Origin of the sequence: Nonomuraea sp. NPDC049141, from assembly GCF_040648415.1 — a bacterium.
GTDB lineage: Bacteria > Actinomycetota > Actinomycetes > Streptosporangiales > Streptosporangiaceae > Nonomuraea.
In genome coordinates this window covers 166,737-187,380 of sequence record NZ_JBEZDR010000027.1, presented here as the reverse complement: position 1 = coordinate 187,380, position 20,644 = coordinate 166,737, and the positions used below count along the sequence as shown (strand labels likewise).

Here is a 20,644-nt window from a genome sequence, read left to right as displayed (position 1 = left end):
GACCTGGCCCGATGTGTCGATATGGCACACTGGGGAGGCCCGTCTTTGCCGGAATGGACAACTCGTATGGCGCCTTCGCTGCGGACCGTGGTGCGACGGACAGGGCTGCGGCCGCTGGTCGGGACCTTGGACTCGGTCGTGCGCTGGGTGGCCGTCAGCGAGCTGGAGGATCCCACGCCCTACCTGGAGGGCGACGAGCTGCTGCTGACCACCGGTATGCGCCTGGAAGGCGACTTTTCGCAATATGTCGCCCGCCTCGTGGCGCGTGGTGTGGCCGGGCTCGCCCTCGGTGTCGGGCTCTCCCACGAAGAGATGCCGCCCGCCCTGCTGGAGGCGGCCACCGCGGCCGGGCTGCCGCTGCTGGAGGTGCCGCGCGAGACGCCGTTCATCGCGGTCGGCAAGGCGGTCAGCGAGTTGCTCGCCGCCGAACAGTACGAGGAGATCACCCGCGCCTTCGCCGCCCAGGGCCGCCTCACGCGGGCCGCGCTGCGGCCCGAGGGCCCGCAGGCGGTCATCGACCGGCTGGCCAAGGAGGTCGGCGGCTGGGCCGCGCTGCTGGACGAGAACGCCGAGGTACGGCACGCCACCCACGGCTCCAGGGCCGAGGGGGTGGCCCGCGAACTGGCCCGCCTGCGCGGCGAGAACGGGGTCTGGCGGGAAGGCACTTCGAGTGGGCGGCAGGGCGCTCCGAGCGGGCGGGAAGGCGCTTCGGGCGGGCGGCAGGGCGCTACGAGCGGGCGGCTGCCTGCGAGTCTGGCGCTCTCCGGGCCGGACGAGCACGTCGTCGTGCAGCCGCTGGGTGGCGGGCCGCGGCCACGCGGGTTCTTCGCCGTCGGGGCGTCACGGGCGTTCTCGCCCGTCACGCAGACGGTGATCAACGCGGCCGGGTCGCTGCTCACGCTGGCCGTCGAGCAGGGTGGCGCCCAGCGGGAGGCCGAGCGCCGGGTGCGCTCGGCCGTTCTGGGACTGCTGCTGGCCGGTGCGAAGGAGCGGGCAGGCGAGGAGCGGGCGCGTGCGGTGCTGGCGCCGCTCGGCGAGCGGCTGCCGGAGGAGCCGGTGGTGGTGCTGGCGATGGCGGGCGACGCGCTCGAAGCGACGGAACCCCACGCCTTCACCGCCCGCCTCACCGCCCCCGCCCCAGACGCCGCCGACCCAGACGCCGCCACCACCGGCCTCGCCGAAGGCGGCCAGCACGCGTTGACCGCCCGCTTCGCCGAAGCCGACTCGCCCAGCCCCGCCGACCGGCGGGGTGTCGCTGAGCGGTCGAAAGGCCCTGGGGCGGCCGTGGCGGTGCTCGTGGGGGTAGAGGAGGCCGAGAAGGTGGCGGCGCTCGTTGGGGGGACCGTTGGGATGAGCGCGCCCGGTGTGTACGGCGAGTTGCCCGGTGCGCTCGACCAGGCCCGGCGGGCATTCGAGAGCGGCCGTGACGGCCTCGTCAGGTTCGCCGACCTCGCCGGGCAGGGGCTGCTGGGTCTGCTCGACCCGGCCACCGCCCAGGCGTTCGCGTCGGCGCTGCTCGCGCCCCTCACCAAGTACGGCTCGCGGCCCGACCTGATCGAGTCGCTGCGCGCCTATCTCGGCAGCAACGGGCACTGGGACGCGGCGGCCCAGCGGCTCGGCATCCACCGCCACACGCTCCGCTACCGCATGAAGCGGGTCACCGAGCTGCTGGGTCGTGATCTGGACGATCCCGGAGTGCGCGCCGAGCTCTGGATCGCGCTGGCGGCTACGGCTTCGGCTTCGGCTTGTGCACCAGATAGCAGCAGATCGTCGCCATCGTGACCGCCTCGTAGGTGCGGCCGTCACGCAGGTGACCGGCGCGCTCCAGGCTGATCGCGCCCTGGGCGGCGGCCCACAGCGCGTCGGCGATCTTGCGGGGCTGGGTCGGGATGAGGTACCCGGCCGAGATGCAGTCGGCGATCACCCGGTCGAGGATGTTGAGCGCCGCGCGGGCCAAGGTCCTGGCCCGCTCGCTGGGTTCGAACCCGGGGATCGCCCGCTCGAACATCAGGCTGTAGTAGCCGGGCTCGGCCAGGCACGCCTGCCGGTAGGCGGGGCCGAGCGCGGTGAGGTTCTCGAGCGCGTCGCGCCGGTGCGGGACCGCGTCCAGAAACCTCCGGAAACGCTCGAATCCCTCCAGGTAGAGAGCCTCCGCCAGTCCTTCCCTGTTGCCGAACATGGTGTAGATGACGGTGGTCGTGCAGCCGGCCTCCGTGGCGATTCTGCGCATGGTGAGGCTCTCTGGACCATCGCTCATTAGGAGGTTCACCGCGACGTCGAGGAGCCGCGAACGCAGTTCGTCGTGGGTGGCCCGCTCACCGAGCAAGTAGGCCCCTTGGAGCCCGAGCGGCGCCGAGGAGGTCATGGGGCCACGCCTTTCTGCTGGGGGGCCCGCCGCGCTGAGGGACCCGCACACGATGACTTAGCCAGACGAGAGAACGTTCAAACCGCTCTGCATGGTAAACATCCCGAATTAGGTCTACTTCTGTTACATCGTGGGTAGGCAAGGGAGGTTGTACTTAACGGTGAGGTCTGTCGGGAGTCTTGTGCACGCTGGTGTACGTCCCCGATCTCCGAAGTGGCATAACGTCGTGAACATGGACGTGCGTACCTTCTGGCTCGCGGGCCGCCCCGCCACCGGCGACTCCGAGCTCACCGTGACCAATCCCCACGACGGTCGCGAGGTCGGCCGCTGTTCCGTGCCGACCGACGGCCAGATCGAGGAGGCCGTCGCGGCCGCTCACGCGGTCGCCGGGCAGGCCGCCGCGCTCCCCGTGCACGTGCGCGCCGAAGCGCTGGCCCACGTCTCGCGCCGCCTCTCGGAGCGGGCCGACGAGATCGCTCACCTGATCACCGCCGAGAACGGCAAGCCGATCTTCTGGGCGCGCGGTGAGGTCTCGCGGGCGATCGCCACGTTCCGCTTCGCCGCCGAGGAGACGCGCCGCTGGTCCGGCGACGTACAGCGGCTGGACACCGAGCCCGCCGCCGCCGGCCGTCTGGCGTACGTGTCCCGCGTGCCGTACGGTCCGGTGCTCGCGATCACGCCGTTCAACTTCCCGCTGAACCTGGTGGCCCACAAGGTGGCGCCCGCCATCGCGGTAGGCGCGCCCGTCATCGTCAAGCCCGCGCCGGCCACGCCGCTCACCTCGCTCCTGCTCGGCGAGATCCTGGCCGAGACCGACCTGCCCGCCGGGATGTTCTCCGTGCTGCCGGTCGAGAACGAGCGCGCCTCCGGCCTGGTGCTCGACCCGAGGCTGCCGGTGGTGTCGTTCACCGGTTCCGCGCCGGTCGGCTACGCGATCGCCGACCAGATCCCGCGCAAGCACGTGACGCTGGAGCTCGGTGGCAACGCCGCGGCGGTGGTGCTGGCCGACGCCGACCTCGACTGGGCGGCCCAGCGGGTGGCTCTGTTCTCCAACTACCAGGCCGGTCAGAGCTGCATCGCGGTGCAGCGGGTGATCGTCGAGCGGCCCGTCTATGACGCGTTCGTCGAGCGCCTGCTCCCGGCCGTCGACGGGCTCGTGACCGGTGACCCGGCCGACGAGAAGACGCAGGTCGGGCCGCTGGTCTCGGTGCACGCCGCCGAACGCGTCGAGCAGTGGGTACGGGAGGCGGTGGACGCGGGCGCCCGCGTGCTGACGGGCGGCACCCGCGAGGGCGCCACGATCGCGCCGACCGTGCTGGCCGACGTGCCCCACGACGCGAAGGTCCTCCTTGAGGAGGTCTTCGGTCCTGTCCTGGTCCTGCAGCCCGCCGCGTCGATCGACGAGGCGTACGCGATGGTCAACGACTCCAAGTACGGGCTGCAGGCCGGCGTGTTCACGCGGTCGCTGGACGCGGCCTTCCGGGCCAACCGGGAACTGGAGGTGGGCGGCGTGATCATCGGCGACGTCCCGTCGTACCGGGCCGACCAGATGCCGTACGGCGGCGTGAAGGACTCCGGCATCGGACGTGAGGGCCTTCACTCGGCGATGACGGACTTCACGTACGAGAAGGTCATGGTGTTGACCGGACTGTCGCTTTAGCTCTACGCCCGCTGGGCGGTGTCGAAGAGGGCCTTGGCGGCGTCACCGAAGTACGGGCCGTACATGGTGCGCTGGTCGTCGCTGTACTTGAAGCTGCTCAACGACGTGATCTCGCCGACGCCCGTGGCCGGGTCGAAGCCGGACAGCCACGGGCCGCCGCTGGAGCCCGCCGTCATGTCGCAGCCGAGGCCCTGGTCGCGGGTCTGCTTGTAAGGGTCGCCGTGCAGGCGGCCCGCGCAGTAGACCAGGTGCTCGCCGTTGTAGGGCGGGTCGGCCGGGTAGCCGAAGCCGAACGTCTGGCCGCCACGCGGGACGTTGAAGGCGATCCGCTGGGCACCCACCACGTCGGTGACGTGCTGGCTGTCCGCGGTCGTCAGGGCCACCATGCCCATGTCGTAGCTGTCGTCGGCGGCGTTCGCCCACGGGCCGGTGACGAACATGCGGCGGGCCGCGTACTGGCCGTACGGGTGCCCGCCGCCCGTGCGGTAGCCGGGCACGAACTGCCAGTTGGCCGCCCACTCGCCGGTGCCGTCCTTGACGCAGTGACCGGCCGTGACCACGAGGTCCCTGCTGGCGCTCTGGACCGTGCTCGCGGAGCAGACGAAGTCGATCCCGCTGACGGTCAGGAAGACGCGGCCGGTGGTGCGGGTCACCGCCCCGCCGGTCAGCCAGCGGGAGCCGGACGTGGTGGTCTGGGGCCTGGCCGACTGGAGGCGCGGGGTGGGGATCTTGGCCTTGCCGCCGGTCAGGCCGGGGGCCGCGGTGATCCCCGTCTTGTCGGTGAGCTTGTTGAGCAGGCCGTTGCCCTTGGTGACGATGCCGAGCATGTCGATCGGCAGGGCGTCGGCCATCCGGGCCGGTGTCCAGTAGTCGAGCACGCGCCGCTGCTCAGCGGGGGTGCGGGCGGCCACGTGCTCGACCACCTCCATCCGCTTGGCCGTGTGGACGACCGGCTTGGTGATGGCATGGGCGGAGTGATGGTGCTGGACGGGCATGGCGCCGATGAGCGCGGGGCCCATCAGTCCCGCGACGAGCGGCACACCTGTCAGCAAGGGGGTGCTCAGGGTCATGACCCCCGAGTGTGCACCACAAGATGTGTCCTTGTGACTACTTTCGGTGAATACCCTCAGAGGGCGCTGGTGCTCTGGGCGGCTTGGTAGACGGCTTTGGCCTCTGACCCGAAATAGGGGCCGAACATCAAGTTCGGGGCGAAGCTGTATGTGAAACTGTTGATGGAGTTCAGATTGCCGAGGCTGGTCGTCGCGTTGAAATTCTGGAACCACGGACCGCCACTCGAACCGCCGGTCAAACCCTGATCTTCGGACATCAGGAAATCGTGGCCGCCGATCGGGGCGCCGGTGGGCGGGACCGTGCCGGGGCTGCTCGTGGCCGGGCCGGCTCCCTTCTTGGGCGCGGGGGCGGTGAGCGGCTGGGCGGTCTCCATCTTCTGCGGTGCATGACGTACCTCCCGAAATCTCGGATCTGAGCTCGGAAGGTAGCGGCCTCAATATCCCCATTTCTCGGGACCTGCGAATGTGGATATGGCGATATTTGGGCATTGATGGACTCGAAGATCTGGCGCCATATTCGTTGCTGGATTTTGGGACGGCGGAGCCGCGTGTCCGGTCGCCTCCGGCAGCGGGGACAATGGACGGGTGCATGCAGACACCCTCCGCTCCGTCGTCGTCCTCGGCTCCACCGGCTCGATCGGCACCCAGGCGCTCGACGTCATCGGCGCCGACCCGGGCAGGTTCAGGGTCGCCGGGCTCGCGGCCGGTGGCGGGAAGGTCGAGCTGCTGGCCGAGCAGGCGGCCTCGTACGGCGCCGAGGTGGTGGCCGTGGCCGACGCCGCCGCCGTGCCCGCGCTGAAAGAGGCACTCGCGGCGCGCGGCGCGAGCCCGGTGGTGCTCGCGGGCCCCGAAGGGGTCGCGGAGGTGGCGGCGTGGCCGTGCGACACCGTGCTCAACGGCATCACCGGCGCGCTCGGCCTGACCTCCACGCTGGTCGCGCTGGAGGCGGGCAGGACGCTCGCCCTGGCCAACAAGGAGTCGCTGATCATCGGCGGGCCGCTGGTCAAGCGGCTGGCCGCGCCGGGGCAGATCCTGCCCGTCGACTCCGAGCACTCGGCCGTGCAGCAGTGCCTGTGGGCCTCCGGGCCCGACGGTCACCGCCCCGAGGCGGTCAGGCGGCTGGTCATCACCGCGAGCGGCGGGCCGTTCAGGGGTCGCGAGCGCGCCGAGATGCTGGACGTCACGCCCGAGATGGCCCTGGCGCACCCCACCTGGTCGATGGGGCCCATGATCACCATCAACTCGGCCACCCTGGTCAACAAGGGGCTGGAGGTGATCGAGGCGCACCTGCTGTTCGACATCGGTTTCGACAGGATCGAGGTCGTGGTGCATCCTCAGTCGATCATCCACTCCATGGTCGAGTACATCGACGGCTCCACCATCGCCCAGGCCAGCCCGCCCGACATGCGGCTGCCCATCGCGCTCGCGCTCGGCCACCCCGGGCGGATCGCGGGCGCCGCCCACGCCATCGACTGGACGCGGGCCCACACCTGGACCTTCGAGCCGCTCGACGACAAGGCGTTCCCCTCCGTCGCGCTGGCCAGGCACGTCGGCACCGAGGGCGGCACCGCGCCGGCCGTCTACAACGCGGCCAACGAGGCGTGCCTGGAGGCGTTCATCGGCGGCGGGCTGCCGTTCCTGGGGATCGTCGACACGGTCGCCAAGGTCGTCGAGGAGCACCGGGTGACCCCCGCGGACTCGGTCGAGGAGGTGCTGGCCGCCGACGCCTGGGCACGTGCCCGCGCGACGGAGCTCGTACGGAGCATGGCCGCCGGATGAGACCTGGGACGGAGCTCACAGCCCGGCAGTCCCACGGGCTACCTACACTGGATACCGTTACCGAAACTCAAGGGTTGAAATGTCTCCTGTAGCACTCGGCATCCCCGCGGTCCGCCCCAAGCCCCTCGCCGAACGCCGGCACTCCCGCCAGATCATGGTCGGCAGTGTCCCGGTCGGCGGCGACGCGCCGGTCTCCGTGCAGTCGATGACCACCACGGTGACCGCCGACATCAACTCCACCTTGCAGCAGATCGCCGAGCTTACCGCCGCCGGGTGCCAGATCGTCCGGGTGGCCGTGCCGTCTCAGGACGACGCCGACGCGCTGCCGGCCATCGCCCGCAAGTCGCAGATCCCGGTCATCGCCGACATCCACTTCCAGCCGAAGTATGTCTTCGCGGCCATCGAGGCAGGCTGCGCGGCCGTGCGCGTCAACCCCGGCAATATCAAGAAATTTGATGACAAGGTGGGCGAGATCGCGCGGGCTGCGGCCGATCACGGCGTGCCGATCCGCATCGGCGTCAACGCCGGCTCGCTCGACCCTCGGCTGCTGCAGAAGTACGGCAAGGCGACCCCCGAGGCGCTGGCCGAGTCGGCGCTGTGGGAGTGCTCGCTGTTCGAGGAGCACGGGTTCCGCGACATCAAGATCTCGGTCAAGCACAACGACCCGGTCGTCATGATCAACGCGTACCGGCTGCTGGCCGGGAAGTGCGACTACCCGCTGCACCTGGGCGTCACCGAGGCCGGGCCGGCCTTCCAGGGCACGATCAAGTCGGCGGTCGCGTTCGGGGCACTGCTGGCGGAGGGCATCGGCGACACCATCCGCGTCTCGCTGTCGGCGCCGCCGGTCGAGGAGGTCAAGGTCGGCGCGCAGATCCTGGAGTCGCTGGGGCTGCGGGAGCGCGGGCTGGAGATCGTCTCGTGCCCGTCGTGCGGCCGGGCGCAGGTGGACGTCTACACGCTGGCGGAGCAGGTGCAGGCGGGCCTCGAAGGGCTGAAGGTGCCGCTGCGGGTGGCCGTGATGGGGTGTGTGGTGAACGGCCCCGGCGAGGCTCGCGAGGCGGACCTGGGCGTCGCGTCGGGCAACGGCAAGGGGCAGATCTTCGTGAAGGGGGAGGTCGTGAAGACGGTCCCCGAGTCACAGATCGTCGAGACGCTCATCGACGAAGCTCTGCGCATCGCCGACGAAATGGGCATAGCGCTCGACGGCGAGCCGGAGGTCGTCGTCGGCTAATTACGGACATATTTTACGGCTCAGCCCGGTCGGCCCCAGACGCCGACCGGGCTGAGCCCTGTCCAGGGGCACGCTCCTCCGGTGGAGGTGGTGCGGCGCCGTGACGTGCGCATTCTTGGCCGGTGGCGGGGAAAACCCCGAAGCCTTGGCGGCCATGCGTTACGGCATGCAATTGGGCGATTACAGAATGGTAAGCATTTAGCCATACCCTGCGTCACGACTCGGTTACTTGCGGGAGCATCGGTCCTCCTACGAAGGGGAGGCCGTGTGAAGCGGGTCATAAGGGTTGTCGTCGGGTTGGCGATGCTGGTGCCGGTGCTGGGAGCCGGTGGGGCCGGGCCTGCGGGGGCCACCGGGAGCGCGGTCGGGTCGCCGCTGGAGTGGGGAGCCTGCCCGGTGGCGGCGAAGACGGAGGAGGCCGGTTCCGGGGCGGTCGCCAGCAGGTCCGCGCCCGCCGTGAGCGGCGTCGAGTGCGCCACCGTACGGGTGCCGCTCGACTACCACGAGCCGCTGGGGCAGTCCATCACGCTGGCGCTCAACCGGATCAAGGCCAAGGTGCCGCGCGACGGCAACCACCTGGGCAGCCTGCTGGTGAACCCGGGCGGGCCCGGTGCCTCGGGGCGGTCGCTGGCCGAGTACGTGTCGGCGGCGCTCTCGCAGAAGGTCGCCGACCGCTACGACATCATCGGCTTCGACCCGCGCGGCGTGGGCAACAGCGAGCCCTCGATGCACTGCGTCGACGCCGCCACCTACTACGCCCCGCCCAGGCCGGACGCGGTGCCGAAGACCCAGGAAGACGAGAAGGTGCTGCTCGGCCGGGCCACCGACTACGCCAACCGGTGCGGTGACCTGTGGGCGTGGCTGCTGCCCTACCTGACCACCGAGAACACCGCCAGGGACATGGACAGCATCCGCGCGGCACTCGGCGAGCCGCAGATCAGCTTCCTCGGCTACTCCTACGGCACCTACATCGGCGCCGTCTACGCCACGCTCTTCCCCGACCGGGTCAAGCACCTCGTCATGGACAGCACGGTCGACCCGGCCGGCATCTGGTACAAAGCCAACCTGGCCCAGGACAAGGCCTTCGAGCGCAGGCACCACGAGTTCCTCGCCTGGACCGCCAAGAACAACGCCGTGTACAAGCTCGGCGGCTCGGCCACGCAGACCTCGTTCGCCTGGAACGCGATGCGCTCCCGGCTGCACGACCGCCCGGCCGGCGGAGTGGTCGGCCCGAGCGAACTCGACGACACCTTCACCGTGGGCGGCTACACCGATCGGATCTGGCCCGAGCTCGCCGCCGCCTGGTCCAAGTACGTGCGGCAGGGCGACCCGAAGGGGCTGGTCGACGTCTTCAACAAGTACGGCAAGCAGGACGCCGACGACGAGAACGGCTACGCCATCTACCTGAGCGTGCAGTGCCGCGACGTCCAATGGCCCAGGTCCTGGACCAAGTGGCGGACGGACATGACCCGGATGCACAAGCAGGCGCCGTTCCTGACCTGGCCCAACGCCTGGTACAACGCGCCGTGCGCGTTCTGGAGCGTGCCCGGAGGCACCCCGGTCACGATCCGTGCGTCCCGGAAGCTGCCGTCGATTTTGATGATCCAGTCGAAGGACGACGCCGCGACGCCGTACCAGGGTGCCCTGAACATGCGCAAGCTGTTCCCGAGCGCCCGCATGGTCGTCGACGCGGGCGGCAACCACGGCGCCTCGCTGGCCGGGAACCAGTGCGTGGACCGCCACCTGGTCGCCTACCTGCTCGACGGCACGGTGCCGCGGCGCGGAGCCGAGTGTCAGAAACTGGCGCCACCCAAGCCAACGGCGCATATGGCGGCCGCTGGTCTACTTGGTCACGAAAGGCTCACCGAGCTCCTGTCCAGATGAGCTATTCGGTGGTCGTTCGCGTAGTCTGACCATGTGATGCTGCGTACATCGGCGTCGCGTGTGCTCGATGACAGCGACCGGGACGAGGCCCTCGCCTTGCTCGACCTCGACCCGGTCGCCAACGTCTTCGTCTCCTCCCGGGTGCGGACCGTCGGACTCAATCCGGCGCGCCTGGGTGGGCAGATGTGGGGGTTCGGGGCGCGCGGCGGGCTCGTCTCGCTCTGCTACGCCGGGGCAAACATGGTGCCGGTCAACGCCGGTCCCGAAGCCGTGCACGCGTTCGCCGACCGCGCTCGCAAGCAGGGCCGTCGCTGCTCGTCCATCGTGGGTCCCGCCGACGCGGTCTCACTGCTGTGGGAGCGGCTGGAGCCGTACTGGGGCCGGGCGCGCACGATCCGCTGGGCGCAGCCGGTCATGGCCACCTCGCGCAGGTCGCCCGTCCCCGCCGATCCGCTGGTCCGGCGGGTACGCCCGGACCAGTTCGAAACCCTGCTGCCGGCCTGCGTCGCGATGTTCACCGAGGAGGTGGGGGTCTCGCCCAACCTCGGCGACGGCGGCGCCCTCTACCGGACCAGGGTGGCCGAGCTGATCCGCATCGGCAGGTCGTACGCGCGCATCGACGACGGGCGCGTGGTGTTCAAGGCGGAGGTCGGCGCGGTCACCCCGCACGTCTGCCAGATCCAGGGCGTGTGGGTCGACCCCGCGCTACGCGGCCAGGGGCACGCGGTGGCCGGCATGGCGGCGGTCGTGGACGCCGCCCTGGACTGCTTCGCCCCCGTGGTCTCGCTGTACGTCAACGACTTCAACCACTCGGCGCGGGCGGTCTACCGGAAGGTGGGCTTCCACGAGGTCGACACGTTCATGTCTGTGCTGTTCTAGCGGCTTCGGTCAGACCAGGACCAGTTTGTCGAAGAGCCGGGCCAGCTCGGTGTCGGGGTTGGCGGTGAGGCCGGCGTGGACCGGGCCGGTCTGCACGATCGTGCTGCGCGGTGCCGTCAGCCAGCGGAACCTCCCGCCGAGCGACTCCCCGGTCAGCGGTCCCGCCTCGTCGCCGCAGGCCAGCTCGTACGCGCCGAGCGCCTGCCGGACACCGTCGACGTCCGCGGCCGGGTCGAGCGCGCGCAACCGGTCGGCGTCGAGGGCGACCCGTGCGCAGAGGTAGCCGCGCGGCTGGCAGTAGAGCAGCACGCCCACGTTGATCAGCTCGCCGCGCTCGACCCGTGGCACCACGCGGATCACCGCGTACTCGTAGACATCCCGGCTCATCGGTCGCCTCCCCGCCAGAACTCGCCGACGGACCCCGGCCCCGCGGATCTGCCGGTCGGCGTGTCGGGCTGTCTCAGCCACTCATGCGGTCCCTGCGCGCGGCGGAGCAGGTGGTCGACATAGGCATCGCGTACGGCCTGCGCCGAGTCGAAGCCCGGCTCGTCGTCGAGCCATTCGTCGGGCACCAGGGCGGTCACGGTTTCGAGGAGCTCGGGAGTGATCTTCGCGGACAGCTCGGCCGCCGCGCTCTCAAGGTCGATGGCGAACGGCGCCAGCACATGATCCCCCACGTCGAATGGCCGTCGCGGGTCCGCCGTCGGCCAGTTGTGGTGGAACCAGAGCGCCGCGCCATGGTCGATCAGCCACATGTCACGGTGCCAGATGAGCAGGTTGGGGTTGCGCCAGCTGCGGTCGACGTTGTGGATCAGGCCGTCGAACCAGACCACCCGCGAGGCGAACATCCAGTCAGGTGTCCACGCCAGCGGCTCGAACCCGAGGGCGCCGGGCAGGAAGTCGATCGCCAGATTGAGGCCGGTGCTGGCCTTGAGCAGGTCCTGCACCTCCTCATCGGGCTCCCGGATGCCGATCTGCGGGTCGAGGTCGATCAGCTTGAGCTCGGGAGTGCGGAGTCCGAGCCGTCTGGCCAGCTCACCCGAGATGATCTCCGCCACGAGGACCCTGCGGCCCTGGCCCGCGCCCCGGAACTTCACCACGTATGTCCCGAGATCATCGGCCTCGACGACGCCCGGTAGTGATCCGCCTTCGCGCAGCGGCGTCACATAGCGGGTCGCCGCGATCTCATCAAGCACGACACGAGGTTATCGCCCGTTGAGACCACTTTCGCGCTAGCCCGCCGCCCCGACCGGCGCGAACAGCGTTGCGCCGATGGGTCAGGAGCGGGCCCGGACGGCGGCCAGGATGATGCGCCGGATCAGGCCGCTGCCCAGGCGGATGAAGATCCAATAGCGACGGAAGGCGCGGCGGGCGTCGGGGCTGGTGGCGAGCACCCTGGTCTCGGTGACCAGGCGGATGCGCCCCGGCCCCGCGTCGTCCAGCAGGAAGCTGAACGTCCCCTTCGCGTAGCCGGGCCGGTCGAAGGCGCGGAAGTCGTCCGCGTCATCGATCGCCGGGGTGTGCTCGGCGCGGCCCAGGCGCCACCACTGCCCGATCGTGCCCAGGACGATCTCCCGCATCGGGTCCTCGGCCAGCGGCGTGAAGGTGGGCCTGTCCTGTTTCTGCTGGTCGGAGGGGGAGCGGGAGAACAGGCGGCGGACGGCGAACAGCGGCTTGGCCAGGCGGATGTCCTGCGGGCCGAGGTGGGTGAGCGCATGCCAGACGCGGTCGCGGGAGGCGTTGATCACGATCGAGTGCCGCTCCGCCGCGTCCGGGCGGGAGATGAAGTCGTCGACCAGTGTCGGCATGGGGGGCTCCTCGGTCTCCATACGGTTGCGTATGGAAGCGACTATACGCCGCCGTATGGCAGGCTGTCAGTGCGGGGCGAAGGTTCCGCGCGGGGTTAGGTCCCGTGCGGGGCAAGGGTTCGCGAGAGGCAAGGGGCGTGCGGTCGCGGTGGACGGCCGGCCCTGGGTGGGGCGCGGTCGAGCGAGGGAGGGTGTGAGGTGGTGGAGCGGTTGGGACCTGATGACTGGGCGCGGGCCGCGTTGGCGGCGCTCGCGGAGGGCGGGCTGGGCGCCGTGGCGGTGGAGCCGGTCGCGGCACGGCTCGGCGTCTCCAAGGGCAGCTTCTACTGGCACTTCGCCAACCGCCGGTCGCTGGTCGAGGCGGCGCTGGCGTGCTGGGAGGACGAGACCGAGCAGGTCATCGCCCGGCTGGAGACGCTCGACGAGCCGGTGGCGCGGATGCGGGCCCTGCTGGACCTGGCCTTCGGTGGCGAGCAGGATGCGGCGATCTCGTTCCGACTGATCAGCGAGGCGGACGATCCGCTGGTCGGTGAGGTGGTGCGGCGGGTGAGTGACCGCCGCTTGAGGTACATGCAGGACGTCCTGCGCGAGCTCGGCCAGCCGGAGGAGGAGGCGCGCAGGCGGGTGCTGGCGGCCTACGGCACCTACCTCGGCCTGGCCGCCCTGATGCGCATCGGAGCGGTGGACGAGGTGCCGGGCGCCCTGGTCGACCTGGCGATGGCCGAACTGGGCCTGCCCGCGGCCGCCCCCTCGTGACGGCCGCCGCCTCCTGGCGACGGCCCCTTCTGGCGACGACTCGTCGCGGCGCCGGGGTCACATCTTCGCGATGACCTCCTGCGCGAACCGTTCCATGGTGGCGACCTTGAGTTCCAGGCTGCCTTCGCCGTACCGCGCCTTCTCCTCGGCGGTGGCGAGCCACCACGGGGCGGCCATCGTCCCGGTGACGCCCTTGGCGGCGAAGTGCCGGAACGTGTCGGCGTCCGGCAGCACGGCCAGCGGCGCGATGATCTCGAACGGCCCGGTCCTGCCGTACTCGTCCAGCAGCTGCCGTAACGAGTCGAGCACGGTGTCGAGCTGCTCCTCGGTGTAGATGCGATTGCCGATCCAGCCGTCACCCAGCCGGGCCGCCCGGCGCAGCGCCGCCTCGCTGTCGCCGCCCACCAGGACCGGGATCGGCTCGGCGGGCGTGGGCGAGATGGACAGCTCGGGCAGCCCGTCGATGGTGACGTTCCGGCCGCTCCAGAGGTCCCGTAGCGCCGGGATCATCTCGTTGAGCCGCCGCCCGCGGGTGTGGAAGTCCTGGCCGGTGGCGGCGAACTCCTCCGCGCACCACCCGACGCCCACCCCGAACGTGACGCGGTCCCGCGACAGCACCGCCGCCGTGGACACCTGCTTGGCCACGGTGAACAGATCGCGGGCCGGAGCGATGTAGACGTTCGGCGCGAAGCGCAGCGTGTTGGTCACCGCGGACATCGCGCCGATCGTCACCCACACGTCCGGCCAGTGCGTCTCGGCGGTCCAGCGTGGCTTGCCCGACTTCGAGTAGGGGTACGGCGTCGCGAAGTCGGCGTAGAAGAGGTGGTCCGACAACGTGAGCGTGTCGAACCCGCACTTCTCAGCCGCCCTGGCCAGATCGACGAACTGATCGGTGTCCGCGAACGAGGCGCCAAGCCAGAATTTCACCGAATACCTGCAGTGCGGAGGCCCGGCCCTTCGGGGCAGGGAGGAAGCGTGGGGTGGGCGGGCACGTCGGTCTCCTTGTTTTGTCGGTGGTGGTTGTTAGATTCCTGTGCGTGTCCCGTTACCGGCTGCAACCAACGCCTGCCCAAGAGGCGGCGCTGGCCGTGCATTGCGGACACGCTCGGTTTGTGTGGAACCTGGCTGTGGAACAGCACGCCCACTGGAAGCCGGGGCGGAAGAGCGCGCCAGGGCTTCTTGAGCAGTGCCGCCAGTTGACCGAGGCCCGAGCCGAATGCGCGTGGTTGCGGGCGGGGTCGATCATCGTGCAGCAACAGGCGCTGAGAGACTTCGCGCAGGCTATGGCCAACTTCTTCGGTAAGACGCATCGCCGGCCGACCTGGCGCAGGCGTGGCCGCAGCGAAGGGTTTCGGATCGTCGGGGTCAAGCCGGGTGATGTGCGGCGGTTGTCCCGTAAAGTCGGCGAGGTCAAGGTCCCCAAGGTGGGGTGGGTGCGGTTGCGCTGGTCGCGTGCCGTCCCGGTTGGAGTGAAGTCGTACCGGGTCACCTGTGATCGTGCGGGGCGCTGGCATGTGGCGTTCGCCGCGGTGCCGGAGCCGATCGGCGCGCCGGGCACGGATGCGGTGGTCGGCGTGGATCGCGGGGTGACCGTCTCGGCTGCCCTGTCCACCGGCGAGTTGCTGATCGCACCCACCCTCAAGGACAGCGAGAAAGCCCGTCTGCTGCGCCTGCAACGCAGGCTGGCGCGGGCGCGGCGCGGCTCGAAGCGGCGCAGCAGGGTGAAGTCCGCGATCGCCAAGTTGACGGCGCGGGGGATCGATCGGCGCAAGGACTGGGTGGAAAAGATCTCGACCACATTGGCTCGCCGCTTCGACGTGATCGCTGTGGAGGATCTCAACATCCGGGGGATGACCCGCTCGGCCAAGGGCACCCCCCAAACCCCGGGCAGGAATGTGCGTCAGAAGGCGGCCCTCAATCGTGGCATCCTGGCGGCCGGGTGGGGTCGGCTGGTAGAGCGACTGGAGCATAAGGCGCCCGGTCGTGTCGTGAAGATCAACCCCGCGTATACGAGTCAGCGTTGCTCGGCGTGTGGGATCGCAGATCGGCGGGCGCGTGAGAGCCAAGCCGCCTACCGCTGCCGATCCTGCGGATATGCCGGTAACGCCGATGTGAACGCGGCCCGCAACATCGCACACGCGGCAGGGCATGCCGTGTCCGCACGGGGAGGCCCGCCGCTGGGCGAGCCGGCGAACCGTGAACCTCAACGAGACCTCCTCCCCGTGGGGTAGTCGCAGTTGGAATCCCCTGCCTTTCGGCGAGGGAGGATGTCAATGGAACTCCGGGATGACCTTGGTGGCGAACAGTTCCAGGTTCCGCTTGACCGTGTCCAGGGGGAGCACGCCCTGCTGTCCCTGCATGTAGAGGCCGAACCATTCCAGGTCGGGCATCCGGTCGAGCATCCGCTGGATGCCGCGCTTGACGTCGTCGGGGGTGCCGAACAGTGCCATCTCCACGTCGTTCATCCGCTTGGCGTCGCCCTTCTCGGGGGAGATGGGCTTGTGTTTCTCGTCTTCCTTCTTCCGCAGCACTTCCAGATAGCCGAACGGGCCGAAGAAGGCGGCGAAGTCCTTGGGGATGCTCCGGCCGAAGGTGTTGATCGCCTCCTCGGTCGTCTCCGCGATGCCGACGATCTTGAGGATGCCGGTGTGCTCGCCCAGTTTGTAGTCGCGGCCCTGCCTGGCGGACTCCTCCTGGTAGAGCTTGGCCTTGGCGGCGTGGTCGTCGGGGTTCGGGGTGAACATCCACGGCAGGATGTTCTCCTGCGCGGCCCTGATGACCGAGCGGTCGGAGATCGTGAACGGCTGCCACAGCTCCGGATGCGGGTTCTGGTACGGCCTCGGGCAGACCGAGACGGCCTGCACCTTGTCGTCGTCCGAGATCTCACCGGGGGCGCCGAACGTCTTCGTCCACTCCAGGGCCGGCCAGCCCTCGATGCCGTCGAACGGGTAGGGGATCTCGTAGTCCAGTACGTCGGACTTGTAGCGGATCGTCTCCTGGGTCCAGGCCATCTTCATGATCTTCAGGACCTCGCCGAAGACGTCGAAGTTCCGCGTGTCGGAGGCCGAGCCGTCGGAACGGGCGGCCGCCGCGTGCCAGCGCTGGCCCAGCACGTTCATCCACCGGTTCTGGTAGCCCCTGGCCACGCCCAGCCGGAGCCGCCCCTTGCAGAACTGGTCGAGGAGCGCCACGTCCTCCGCCGCCCGGATGGGGTCCCAGGCGGGCAGCACCATGCCGAGCGGCGCGAGCAGGATGCGTTCGGTCCTGGCCGCGAGGTCGGTGAGGAACATCAGCGGGTTGACCGAGAACTCCATGCCTTCCGAGTGGAAGTGGTGCTCGGTCATCATCAGCGCGTCGAAGCCGATCTGGTCGGCGTGGACGGCGATCTCCCGTACCTCGTGCAGCAGCTTCTGGTACGACTCCGTGTCACGCCCGATGGGCCGCTTGGCCTTGGCGTTCTCCTCGGCCGCGTATCCGGAGCCTGGAATCTGCGGATTCAGGAAGATGGAAAACTTCACCAGGAGACCTCTTTCCGCGGGGCGCTTCTCTGTCCGGCAAGCTACTCTAGAAATCTTAGCCGAGCAATCGCTTGGTTGACGTCAAGGAGAGTCGTATGCGGCTTGGTGTCACCATGTTCACCACGGATCTGGGCATGCCGGTCGTGGACCTGGCCAAGGCTGCCGAGGAGCGCGGATTCCACTCCCTCTACGTGCCGGAGCACACCCACATCCCGATCTCGCGGCGCACGCCGCACCCGATGGGGCTGGAGGAACTGCCCGAGGAGTACAAGCGGACGCTCGACCCGCTCGTCGCGCTCTCGTTCGCCGCCGCCGCCACCGAGCGGCTGGTCGTCGGCACCGGCATTCTGCTCGCCGCCCAGCGCGACCCCATCGTGACCGCCAAGGCGATCGCCACCCTCGACCACCTCTGCGGCGGGCGCGTGGTGGTCGGCGTCGGCTTCGGCTGGAACGTGGAGGAGATCGAGAACCACGGCGTGGAGTACGGCAGGCGGCGCGTGGTCGCGCGGGCCAACGTGCTGGCCATGCGGAAGCTGTGGCGGGACGAAGTGGCCGGTTTCGAGGGGTTCGAGCCGTCGTGGTCCTGGCCCAAGCCGATCTCCGCGCCGCCCGTCTACATCGGCGGCGCGGCGGGCCCGAAGCTGTTCGCGCACGTCGCCGAGTACGCCGACGGCTGGATCCCGATCGGCGGCAAGGGCGTCAAGGCCGCGCTGCCCGCCTTACGCGAGGCCTGCGAGAAGGCGGAGCGGCCGATGGCCAAGGTCATCCCGTTCGGGACGCTGCCGACCAGGGAGAAGCTCGACTACTACGCCGAGCTGGGCATCGAGGAGTCGGTGGCCAACCTGCCCAGCGGCTCGGCCGACGAGATCCTGCCGCTGCTCGACGAGTACGCCCGGCTGATCTGAGACTGCCGTAATCTCGGAGGCCTCCCAGGCAGGGTCGAGGCGATGCGGCGAGCGCGGGTGTGGCAGGTGGTCGTGGCCGGTGCCGGGCTGGTCATGGGGGTGGCCGGGTTCGTGCTCTGGCTGCGGGGGGCGCAGAGCCCCGGGCTGGCGGGAGAGTGGACGGGGTCGGCCGGCACGGCGTCGATCCGCGCCGGGATGGCCGGGACGGGGCCGGTCTTCCCGGTGGCGATGGAGTTGGCCGACGATGACTCGGCCCTGCGGTGGGGTGCGGGACTGCGGTGTTCGGGGCGGCTCAGCCCGACCAGGAGCCGGCTCGTGTTCACCCTCGACCGGGTCAAGGGCGAAGGGTGCGTTCCGGGGATGCTGCGGGTGTTCCCGACGCCGGAGCTCGACCAAGTGGCTATCAAGATGACACGTCAGGGTGACACGGACATCACCTATTCAGGCACGCTCTCGCGACATTCTTGACGGGATGTGTCACGGTCAGGCGGCATTGCGGCGGCCACCGTTGACTCTCCCGCGTCCGTTGCCTTCAGTGGACTTGGAAACGGTGGGTGGCGGCGAGGGGAGGCAGCCCCGTGCCAACGGCACAGCCACTCAGAACGGGGGATCCGCGGCGGCTCGGCGCCTACGAGCTGTCCGGGCGTCTGGGTGAGGGCGGCCAGGGCGTGGTGTACCTCGGGACGAGGGTCGAGGACGTATACGCGGTCAAGCTGCTGCACGGACCCGTGGGGGACGAGAAACTGGCGTTCCTGCGGGAGGTGGAGCTGGCCAAGCATGTGGCGCGGTTCTGCACGGCCCAGGTGGTGGACGCCGGGTTCGACGAGGGCCGGCCGTACATCGTGAGCGAGTACGTCGACGGGCCGTCGCTGCAGCGCGAGGTGGCGATCACCGGGCCGCGCCGGGGCGCGGCGCTCGAACGGCTCGCCGTGAGCACGATCACCGCGCTGGCGGCGATCCACCGCGCGGGCATCGTGCACCGCGACTTCAAGCCACAGAACGTGCTGCTCGGCCCGGACGGGCCACGCGTGATCGACTTCGGGCTGGCCAGGGCGTTGGACGCGGCGGCAACGGTGAGCGGGCGAGGAGTCGGCACGCCCGCGTACATGGCGCCGGAGCAGATCACCGCGTCGGCTCTCACGGGGGCGGCGGACGTCTTCTCCTGGGGCGCCACGATGTGCTTCGCGGCCAACGCGTCGGCGCCGTTCGGTCAGGACTCGGTGGCGCCGGTGCTGCACCGCATCCTGACCGCGCCGCCGGAGCTGGGGCGGCTGGACGGGCGGCTGCGGGAGCTGGTGATCGCGTGCCTGGACAAGGACGCCAGGAACCGGCCCGCCAGCCGGGAACTGCTGCTCGCGTTGCTCGGCGACAACGACTTCGTGCCGCCGGAGGTGCTGCGCTCGCCGCCGCCGCACATCCTGCGGGCGATGCCGGCTCCGTCGGTGGCGCACGGGGCGGCGAACCGCCCGGCGTACCCGATGGCCGAGCCCGAGGCGACGGGGGCGCCGGCCGGTTACCGCCTGCGCGGCGGCTCGCCGGACGACGGCACCTCCTGGCCGCCGATCGTCCCGCGGCAGGATTCCGGGGAGCCGGGCGTGCCTCGGCAGGATTCCGGGGAGCCGGGCGTGCCTCGGCAGGATTCCGGGGAGCCGGGCGTGCCTCGGCAGGATTCCAAGGAGTCGGGAGTCCTGCGGCAGGGTTCTGGGGGGCCGGGCGTGCGGCGGCAGGGCTTTGGGGAGCCGGGTGTGCGGCGGGACAGTGCCGAGGACGTCGGCTCGCCCTACGATGGCGTCGGCTCCTCTGACGGCGGTGCTCCGGGACTCTGGGATGAGCCGGGCAGGCGCACGCGTCAGGCCGTGGGCCGGGCGGCGCTCGCGGTCACCGCCGCGCTCCTGGTGAGCGGCGCCGTGCTGGTCGCCGTACTGCTGCCGACGGTCAAAGACGAGAGTCAGGTGCGTCCGCAGGCGGTCGAGCGGCCGTCCGTCGTGACGACCGGGCCGCCCTCGACCGCGACCGCGCCCGAACTCGGCCAACCGGCGACCAGGCGGGGAGAGCGGGCACTGGGCGGCCATCTGCCGGCCACGCAGTCGCCACCCGCCGGGCTCGCCGGGGTGCGGGTGCCGGCCCTGGCCGGCATGGAGCGGTCGACGGCGATCAAGGCGATCAAGCGGGCGGGGTTCGCGGTGGGGGCGGTCACCCAGGTCGACTCGCGGCAGAAGATCGGCCAGGTGGTGAGCAGCAGTCCCGCCGGTGGGGTCACGGTGGCGCGGGGGAGCACGGTCTCGCTTCAGGTGTCGGCGGGGCTGGCGGTTCCGGCGGTCGTCGGGCTGGGGAGTAAGCAGGCCGAGGCGGCGCTGGTCGGTGCCGGGCTGGTGGTCGGCGAGACCACGAGCACCTGTTCCGATCGGCCGGACGGACAGGTGCTGTCCAGCCGGCCGGGGGCGGGCACCCGGGTCTCCGGTGGTACGAAAGTGGCGCTGGTCCTCGCCCGTCACGGTGCTGCGGTGCCGGCCGTCGTCGGGGAGTCCAAGGCGGCGGCTGGGGGCGCGCTCCAGGCGGCCGGGTTCACCGTGAGCTTCAAGACGCAGGTGGTCACGGACGAGGAGCAGGTGGACGTGGTGCTGGCGCAGAGCGTGGCGGCCGGGGGCTGCGCCAAGCCGGGCACCACCGTGGTCGTGACCGTCGGCGTCGCGGGCCAGAGCGACCCTGATCCCACCGAGCCCACCCCGACGGTCACCTCGGAAACCCCTCCGCCCCCGGAGTGACGGCTGCAACAGACGCGCCCGTCG

Annotated in this window: 19 protein-coding genes; 11 read left to right on the top strand and 8 right to left on the bottom strand. The window is 70.4% G+C overall.

Annotated features, from left to right (window positions below):
• Positions 1–66 precede the first annotated feature (66 nt).
• Complete coding sequence (locus tag AB0B91_RS53355; protein ID WP_358338853.1) at positions 67–1,782, top strand: PucR family transcriptional regulator; 1,716 nt, start codon at positions 67–69, stop codon at positions 1,780–1,782.
• Here the strand turns inward: AB0B91_RS53355 and AB0B91_RS53350 are convergent.
• Entirely contained in the window at positions 1,727–2,365 is a 639-nt protein-coding gene (locus tag AB0B91_RS53350) for a TetR/AcrR family transcriptional regulator (protein WP_358338849.1), read from the bottom strand. The genes AB0B91_RS53355 and AB0B91_RS53350 overlap by 56 nt on opposite strands.
• Before the next feature lie 232 nt (positions 2,366–2,597).
• On the opposite strand from AB0B91_RS53350, the gene AB0B91_RS53345 reads away from it, so the two are divergent.
• The gene (locus AB0B91_RS53345; RefSeq protein WP_358338846.1) at positions 2,598–4,025 is read left to right on the top strand and encodes an aldehyde dehydrogenase family protein; all 1,428 of its coding nucleotides are present in this window, start codon (positions 2,598–2,600) and stop codon (positions 4,023–4,025) included.
• 2 nt (positions 4,026–4,027) lie between these two features.
• Here AB0B91_RS53345 and AB0B91_RS53340 read toward each other — a convergent pair whose 3' ends face one another.
• Both AB0B91_RS53340 and AB0B91_RS53335 read right to left on the bottom strand, forming a co-directional pair.
• The gene (locus AB0B91_RS53340) at positions 4,028–5,095 is read right to left on the bottom strand and encodes a trypsin-like serine protease (RefSeq protein ID WP_358338843.1); all 1,068 of its coding nucleotides are present in this window, start codon (positions 5,093–5,095) and stop codon (positions 4,028–4,030) included.
• A gap of 56 nt (positions 5,096–5,151) precedes the next feature.
• Complete coding sequence (locus AB0B91_RS53335; protein WP_358338840.1) at positions 5,152–5,469, bottom strand: hypothetical protein; 318 nt, start codon at positions 5,467–5,469, stop codon at positions 5,152–5,154.
• 211 nt (positions 5,470–5,680) lie between these two features.
• On the opposite strand from AB0B91_RS53335, the gene dxr reads away from it, so the two are divergent.
• The 4 genes from dxr (at position 5,681) to AB0B91_RS53315 (ending at position 10,868) form a co-directional block, all read left to right on the top strand.
• Positions 5,681–6,874, top strand: a complete 1,194-nt coding sequence (gene dxr / locus AB0B91_RS53330; RefSeq protein ID WP_358338837.1) for a 1-deoxy-D-xylulose-5-phosphate reductoisomerase — start codon at positions 5,681–5,683, stop codon at positions 6,872–6,874.
• A gap of 79 nt (positions 6,875–6,953) precedes the next feature.
• The gene (gene ispG, locus AB0B91_RS53325; RefSeq protein WP_358338834.1) at positions 6,954–8,105 is read left to right on the top strand and encodes a flavodoxin-dependent (E)-4-hydroxy-3-methylbut-2-enyl-diphosphate synthase; all 1,152 of its coding nucleotides are present in this window, start codon (positions 6,954–6,956) and stop codon (positions 8,103–8,105) included.
• A 267-nt stretch (positions 8,106–8,372) separates the two neighbouring features.
• On the top strand, positions 8,373–9,989 hold the full coding sequence (locus AB0B91_RS53320; RefSeq protein ID WP_358338831.1) for an alpha/beta hydrolase: 1,617 nt from the start codon (positions 8,373–8,375) through the stop codon (positions 9,987–9,989).
• A gap of 36 nt (positions 9,990–10,025) precedes the next feature.
• Positions 10,026–10,868, top strand: coding sequence for a GNAT family N-acetyltransferase (locus tag AB0B91_RS53315; protein ID WP_358338923.1), 843 nt, complete (start codon positions 10,026–10,028; stop codon positions 10,866–10,868).
• 9 nt (positions 10,869–10,877) lie between these two features.
• Here the strand turns inward: AB0B91_RS53315 and AB0B91_RS53310 are convergent, their stop codons facing one another.
• The 3 genes from AB0B91_RS53310 to AB0B91_RS53300 all read right to left on the bottom strand — a co-directional run bounded on the left by AB0B91_RS53310 (position 10,878) and on the right by AB0B91_RS53300 (position 12,676).
• The gene (locus AB0B91_RS53310) at positions 10,878–11,255 is read right to left on the bottom strand and encodes a DUF3037 domain-containing protein (RefSeq protein ID WP_358338828.1); all 378 of its coding nucleotides are present in this window, start codon (positions 11,253–11,255) and stop codon (positions 10,878–10,880) included.
• Positions 11,252–12,064 (bottom strand): HipA family kinase, encoded by an 813-nt coding sequence (locus tag AB0B91_RS53305; protein WP_358338826.1) that lies wholly within the window; start codon positions 12,062–12,064, stop codon positions 11,252–11,254. Before AB0B91_RS53305 ends, AB0B91_RS53310 begins: the two co-directional genes overlap by 4 nt.
• Positions 12,065–12,145: 81 nt before the next feature.
• A complete protein-coding gene (locus AB0B91_RS53300) occupies positions 12,146–12,676 on the bottom strand; it encodes a hypothetical protein (RefSeq protein WP_358338823.1) in 531 nt (176 codons plus the stop codon).
• 198 nt (positions 12,677–12,874) lie between these two features.
• Between AB0B91_RS53300 and AB0B91_RS53295 the strand changes: the two genes are divergently transcribed.
• Positions 12,875–13,432, top strand: a complete 558-nt coding sequence (locus AB0B91_RS53295; protein ID WP_358338820.1) for a TetR/AcrR family transcriptional regulator — start codon at positions 12,875–12,877, stop codon at positions 13,430–13,432.
• Between the two features lie 57 nt (positions 13,433–13,489).
• Here the strand turns inward: AB0B91_RS53295 and AB0B91_RS53290 are convergent, their stop codons facing one another.
• A complete protein-coding gene (locus AB0B91_RS53290; protein ID WP_358338817.1) occupies positions 13,490–14,359 on the bottom strand; it encodes a TIGR03619 family F420-dependent LLM class oxidoreductase in 870 nt (289 codons plus the stop codon).
• Between the two features lie 110 nt (positions 14,360–14,469).
• Here AB0B91_RS53290 and AB0B91_RS53285 point away from each other — a divergent pair, with 110 nt between their 5' ends.
• Complete coding sequence (locus AB0B91_RS53285) at positions 14,470–15,663, top strand: transposase (protein WP_358338814.1); 1,194 nt, start codon at positions 14,470–14,472, stop codon at positions 15,661–15,663.
• 39 nt (positions 15,664–15,702) lie between these two features.
• Here AB0B91_RS53285 and AB0B91_RS53280 read toward each other — a convergent pair whose 3' ends face one another.
• Positions 15,703–16,950 (bottom strand): LLM class flavin-dependent oxidoreductase, encoded by a 1,248-nt coding sequence (locus AB0B91_RS53280; protein ID WP_358338811.1) that lies wholly within the window; start codon positions 16,948–16,950, stop codon positions 15,703–15,705.
• 95 nt (positions 16,951–17,045) lie between these two features.
• Between AB0B91_RS53280 and AB0B91_RS53275 the strand changes: the two genes are divergently transcribed.
• From AB0B91_RS53275 to AB0B91_RS53265, 3 genes are all read left to right on the top strand, one after another.
• On the top strand, positions 17,046–17,855 hold the full coding sequence (locus AB0B91_RS53275) for a TIGR03619 family F420-dependent LLM class oxidoreductase (protein ID WP_358338808.1): 810 nt from the start codon (positions 17,046–17,048) through the stop codon (positions 17,853–17,855).
• A 42-nt stretch (positions 17,856–17,897) separates the two neighbouring features.
• A complete protein-coding gene (locus AB0B91_RS53270) occupies positions 17,898–18,323 on the top strand; it encodes a hypothetical protein (RefSeq protein ID WP_358338805.1) in 426 nt (141 codons plus the stop codon).
• Between the two features lie 110 nt (positions 18,324–18,433).
• Entirely contained in the window at positions 18,434–20,620 is a 2,187-nt protein-coding gene (locus AB0B91_RS53265) for a PASTA domain-containing protein (protein WP_358338801.1), read from the top strand.
• Positions 20,621–20,644: the final 24 nt, after the last annotated feature.

Bases quoted from the DNA above. Each gene is read 5' to 3' on its own strand.
- AB0B91_RS53355 (WP_358338853.1), top strand. From the start codon at position 67: ATGGCGCCTTCGCTGCGGACCGTGGTGCGACGGACAGGGCTGCGGCCG.
- AB0B91_RS53350 (WP_358338849.1), bottom strand. From the start codon at position 2,365: ATGACCTCCTCGGCGCCGCTCGGGCTCCAAGGGGCCTACTTGCTCGGT.
- AB0B91_RS53345 (WP_358338846.1), top strand. From the start codon at position 2,598: ATGGACGTGCGTACCTTCTGGCTCGCGGGCCGCCCCGCCACCGGCGAC.
- AB0B91_RS53340 (WP_358338843.1), bottom strand. From the start codon at position 5,095: ATGACCCTGAGCACCCCCTTGCTGACAGGTGTGCCGCTCGTCGCGGGA.
- AB0B91_RS53335 (WP_358338840.1), bottom strand. From the start codon at position 5,469: ATGGAGACCGCCCAGCCGCTCACCGCCCCCGCGCCCAAGAAGGGAGCC.
- ispG (WP_358338834.1), top strand. From the start codon at position 6,954: ATGTCTCCTGTAGCACTCGGCATCCCCGCGGTCCGCCCCAAGCCCCTC.
- AB0B91_RS53315 (WP_358338923.1), top strand. From the start codon at position 10,026: ATGCTGCGTACATCGGCGTCGCGTGTGCTCGATGACAGCGACCGGGAC.
- AB0B91_RS53310 (WP_358338828.1), bottom strand. From the start codon at position 11,255: ATGAGCCGGGATGTCTACGAGTACGCGGTGATCCGCGTGGTGCCACGG.
- AB0B91_RS53300 (WP_358338823.1), bottom strand. From the start codon at position 12,676: ATGCCGACACTGGTCGACGACTTCATCTCCCGCCCGGACGCGGCGGAG.
- AB0B91_RS53275 (WP_358338808.1), top strand. From the start codon at position 17,046: ATGCGGCTTGGTGTCACCATGTTCACCACGGATCTGGGCATGCCGGTC.
- AB0B91_RS53270 (WP_358338805.1), top strand. From the start codon at position 17,898: ATGCGGCGAGCGCGGGTGTGGCAGGTGGTCGTGGCCGGTGCCGGGCTG.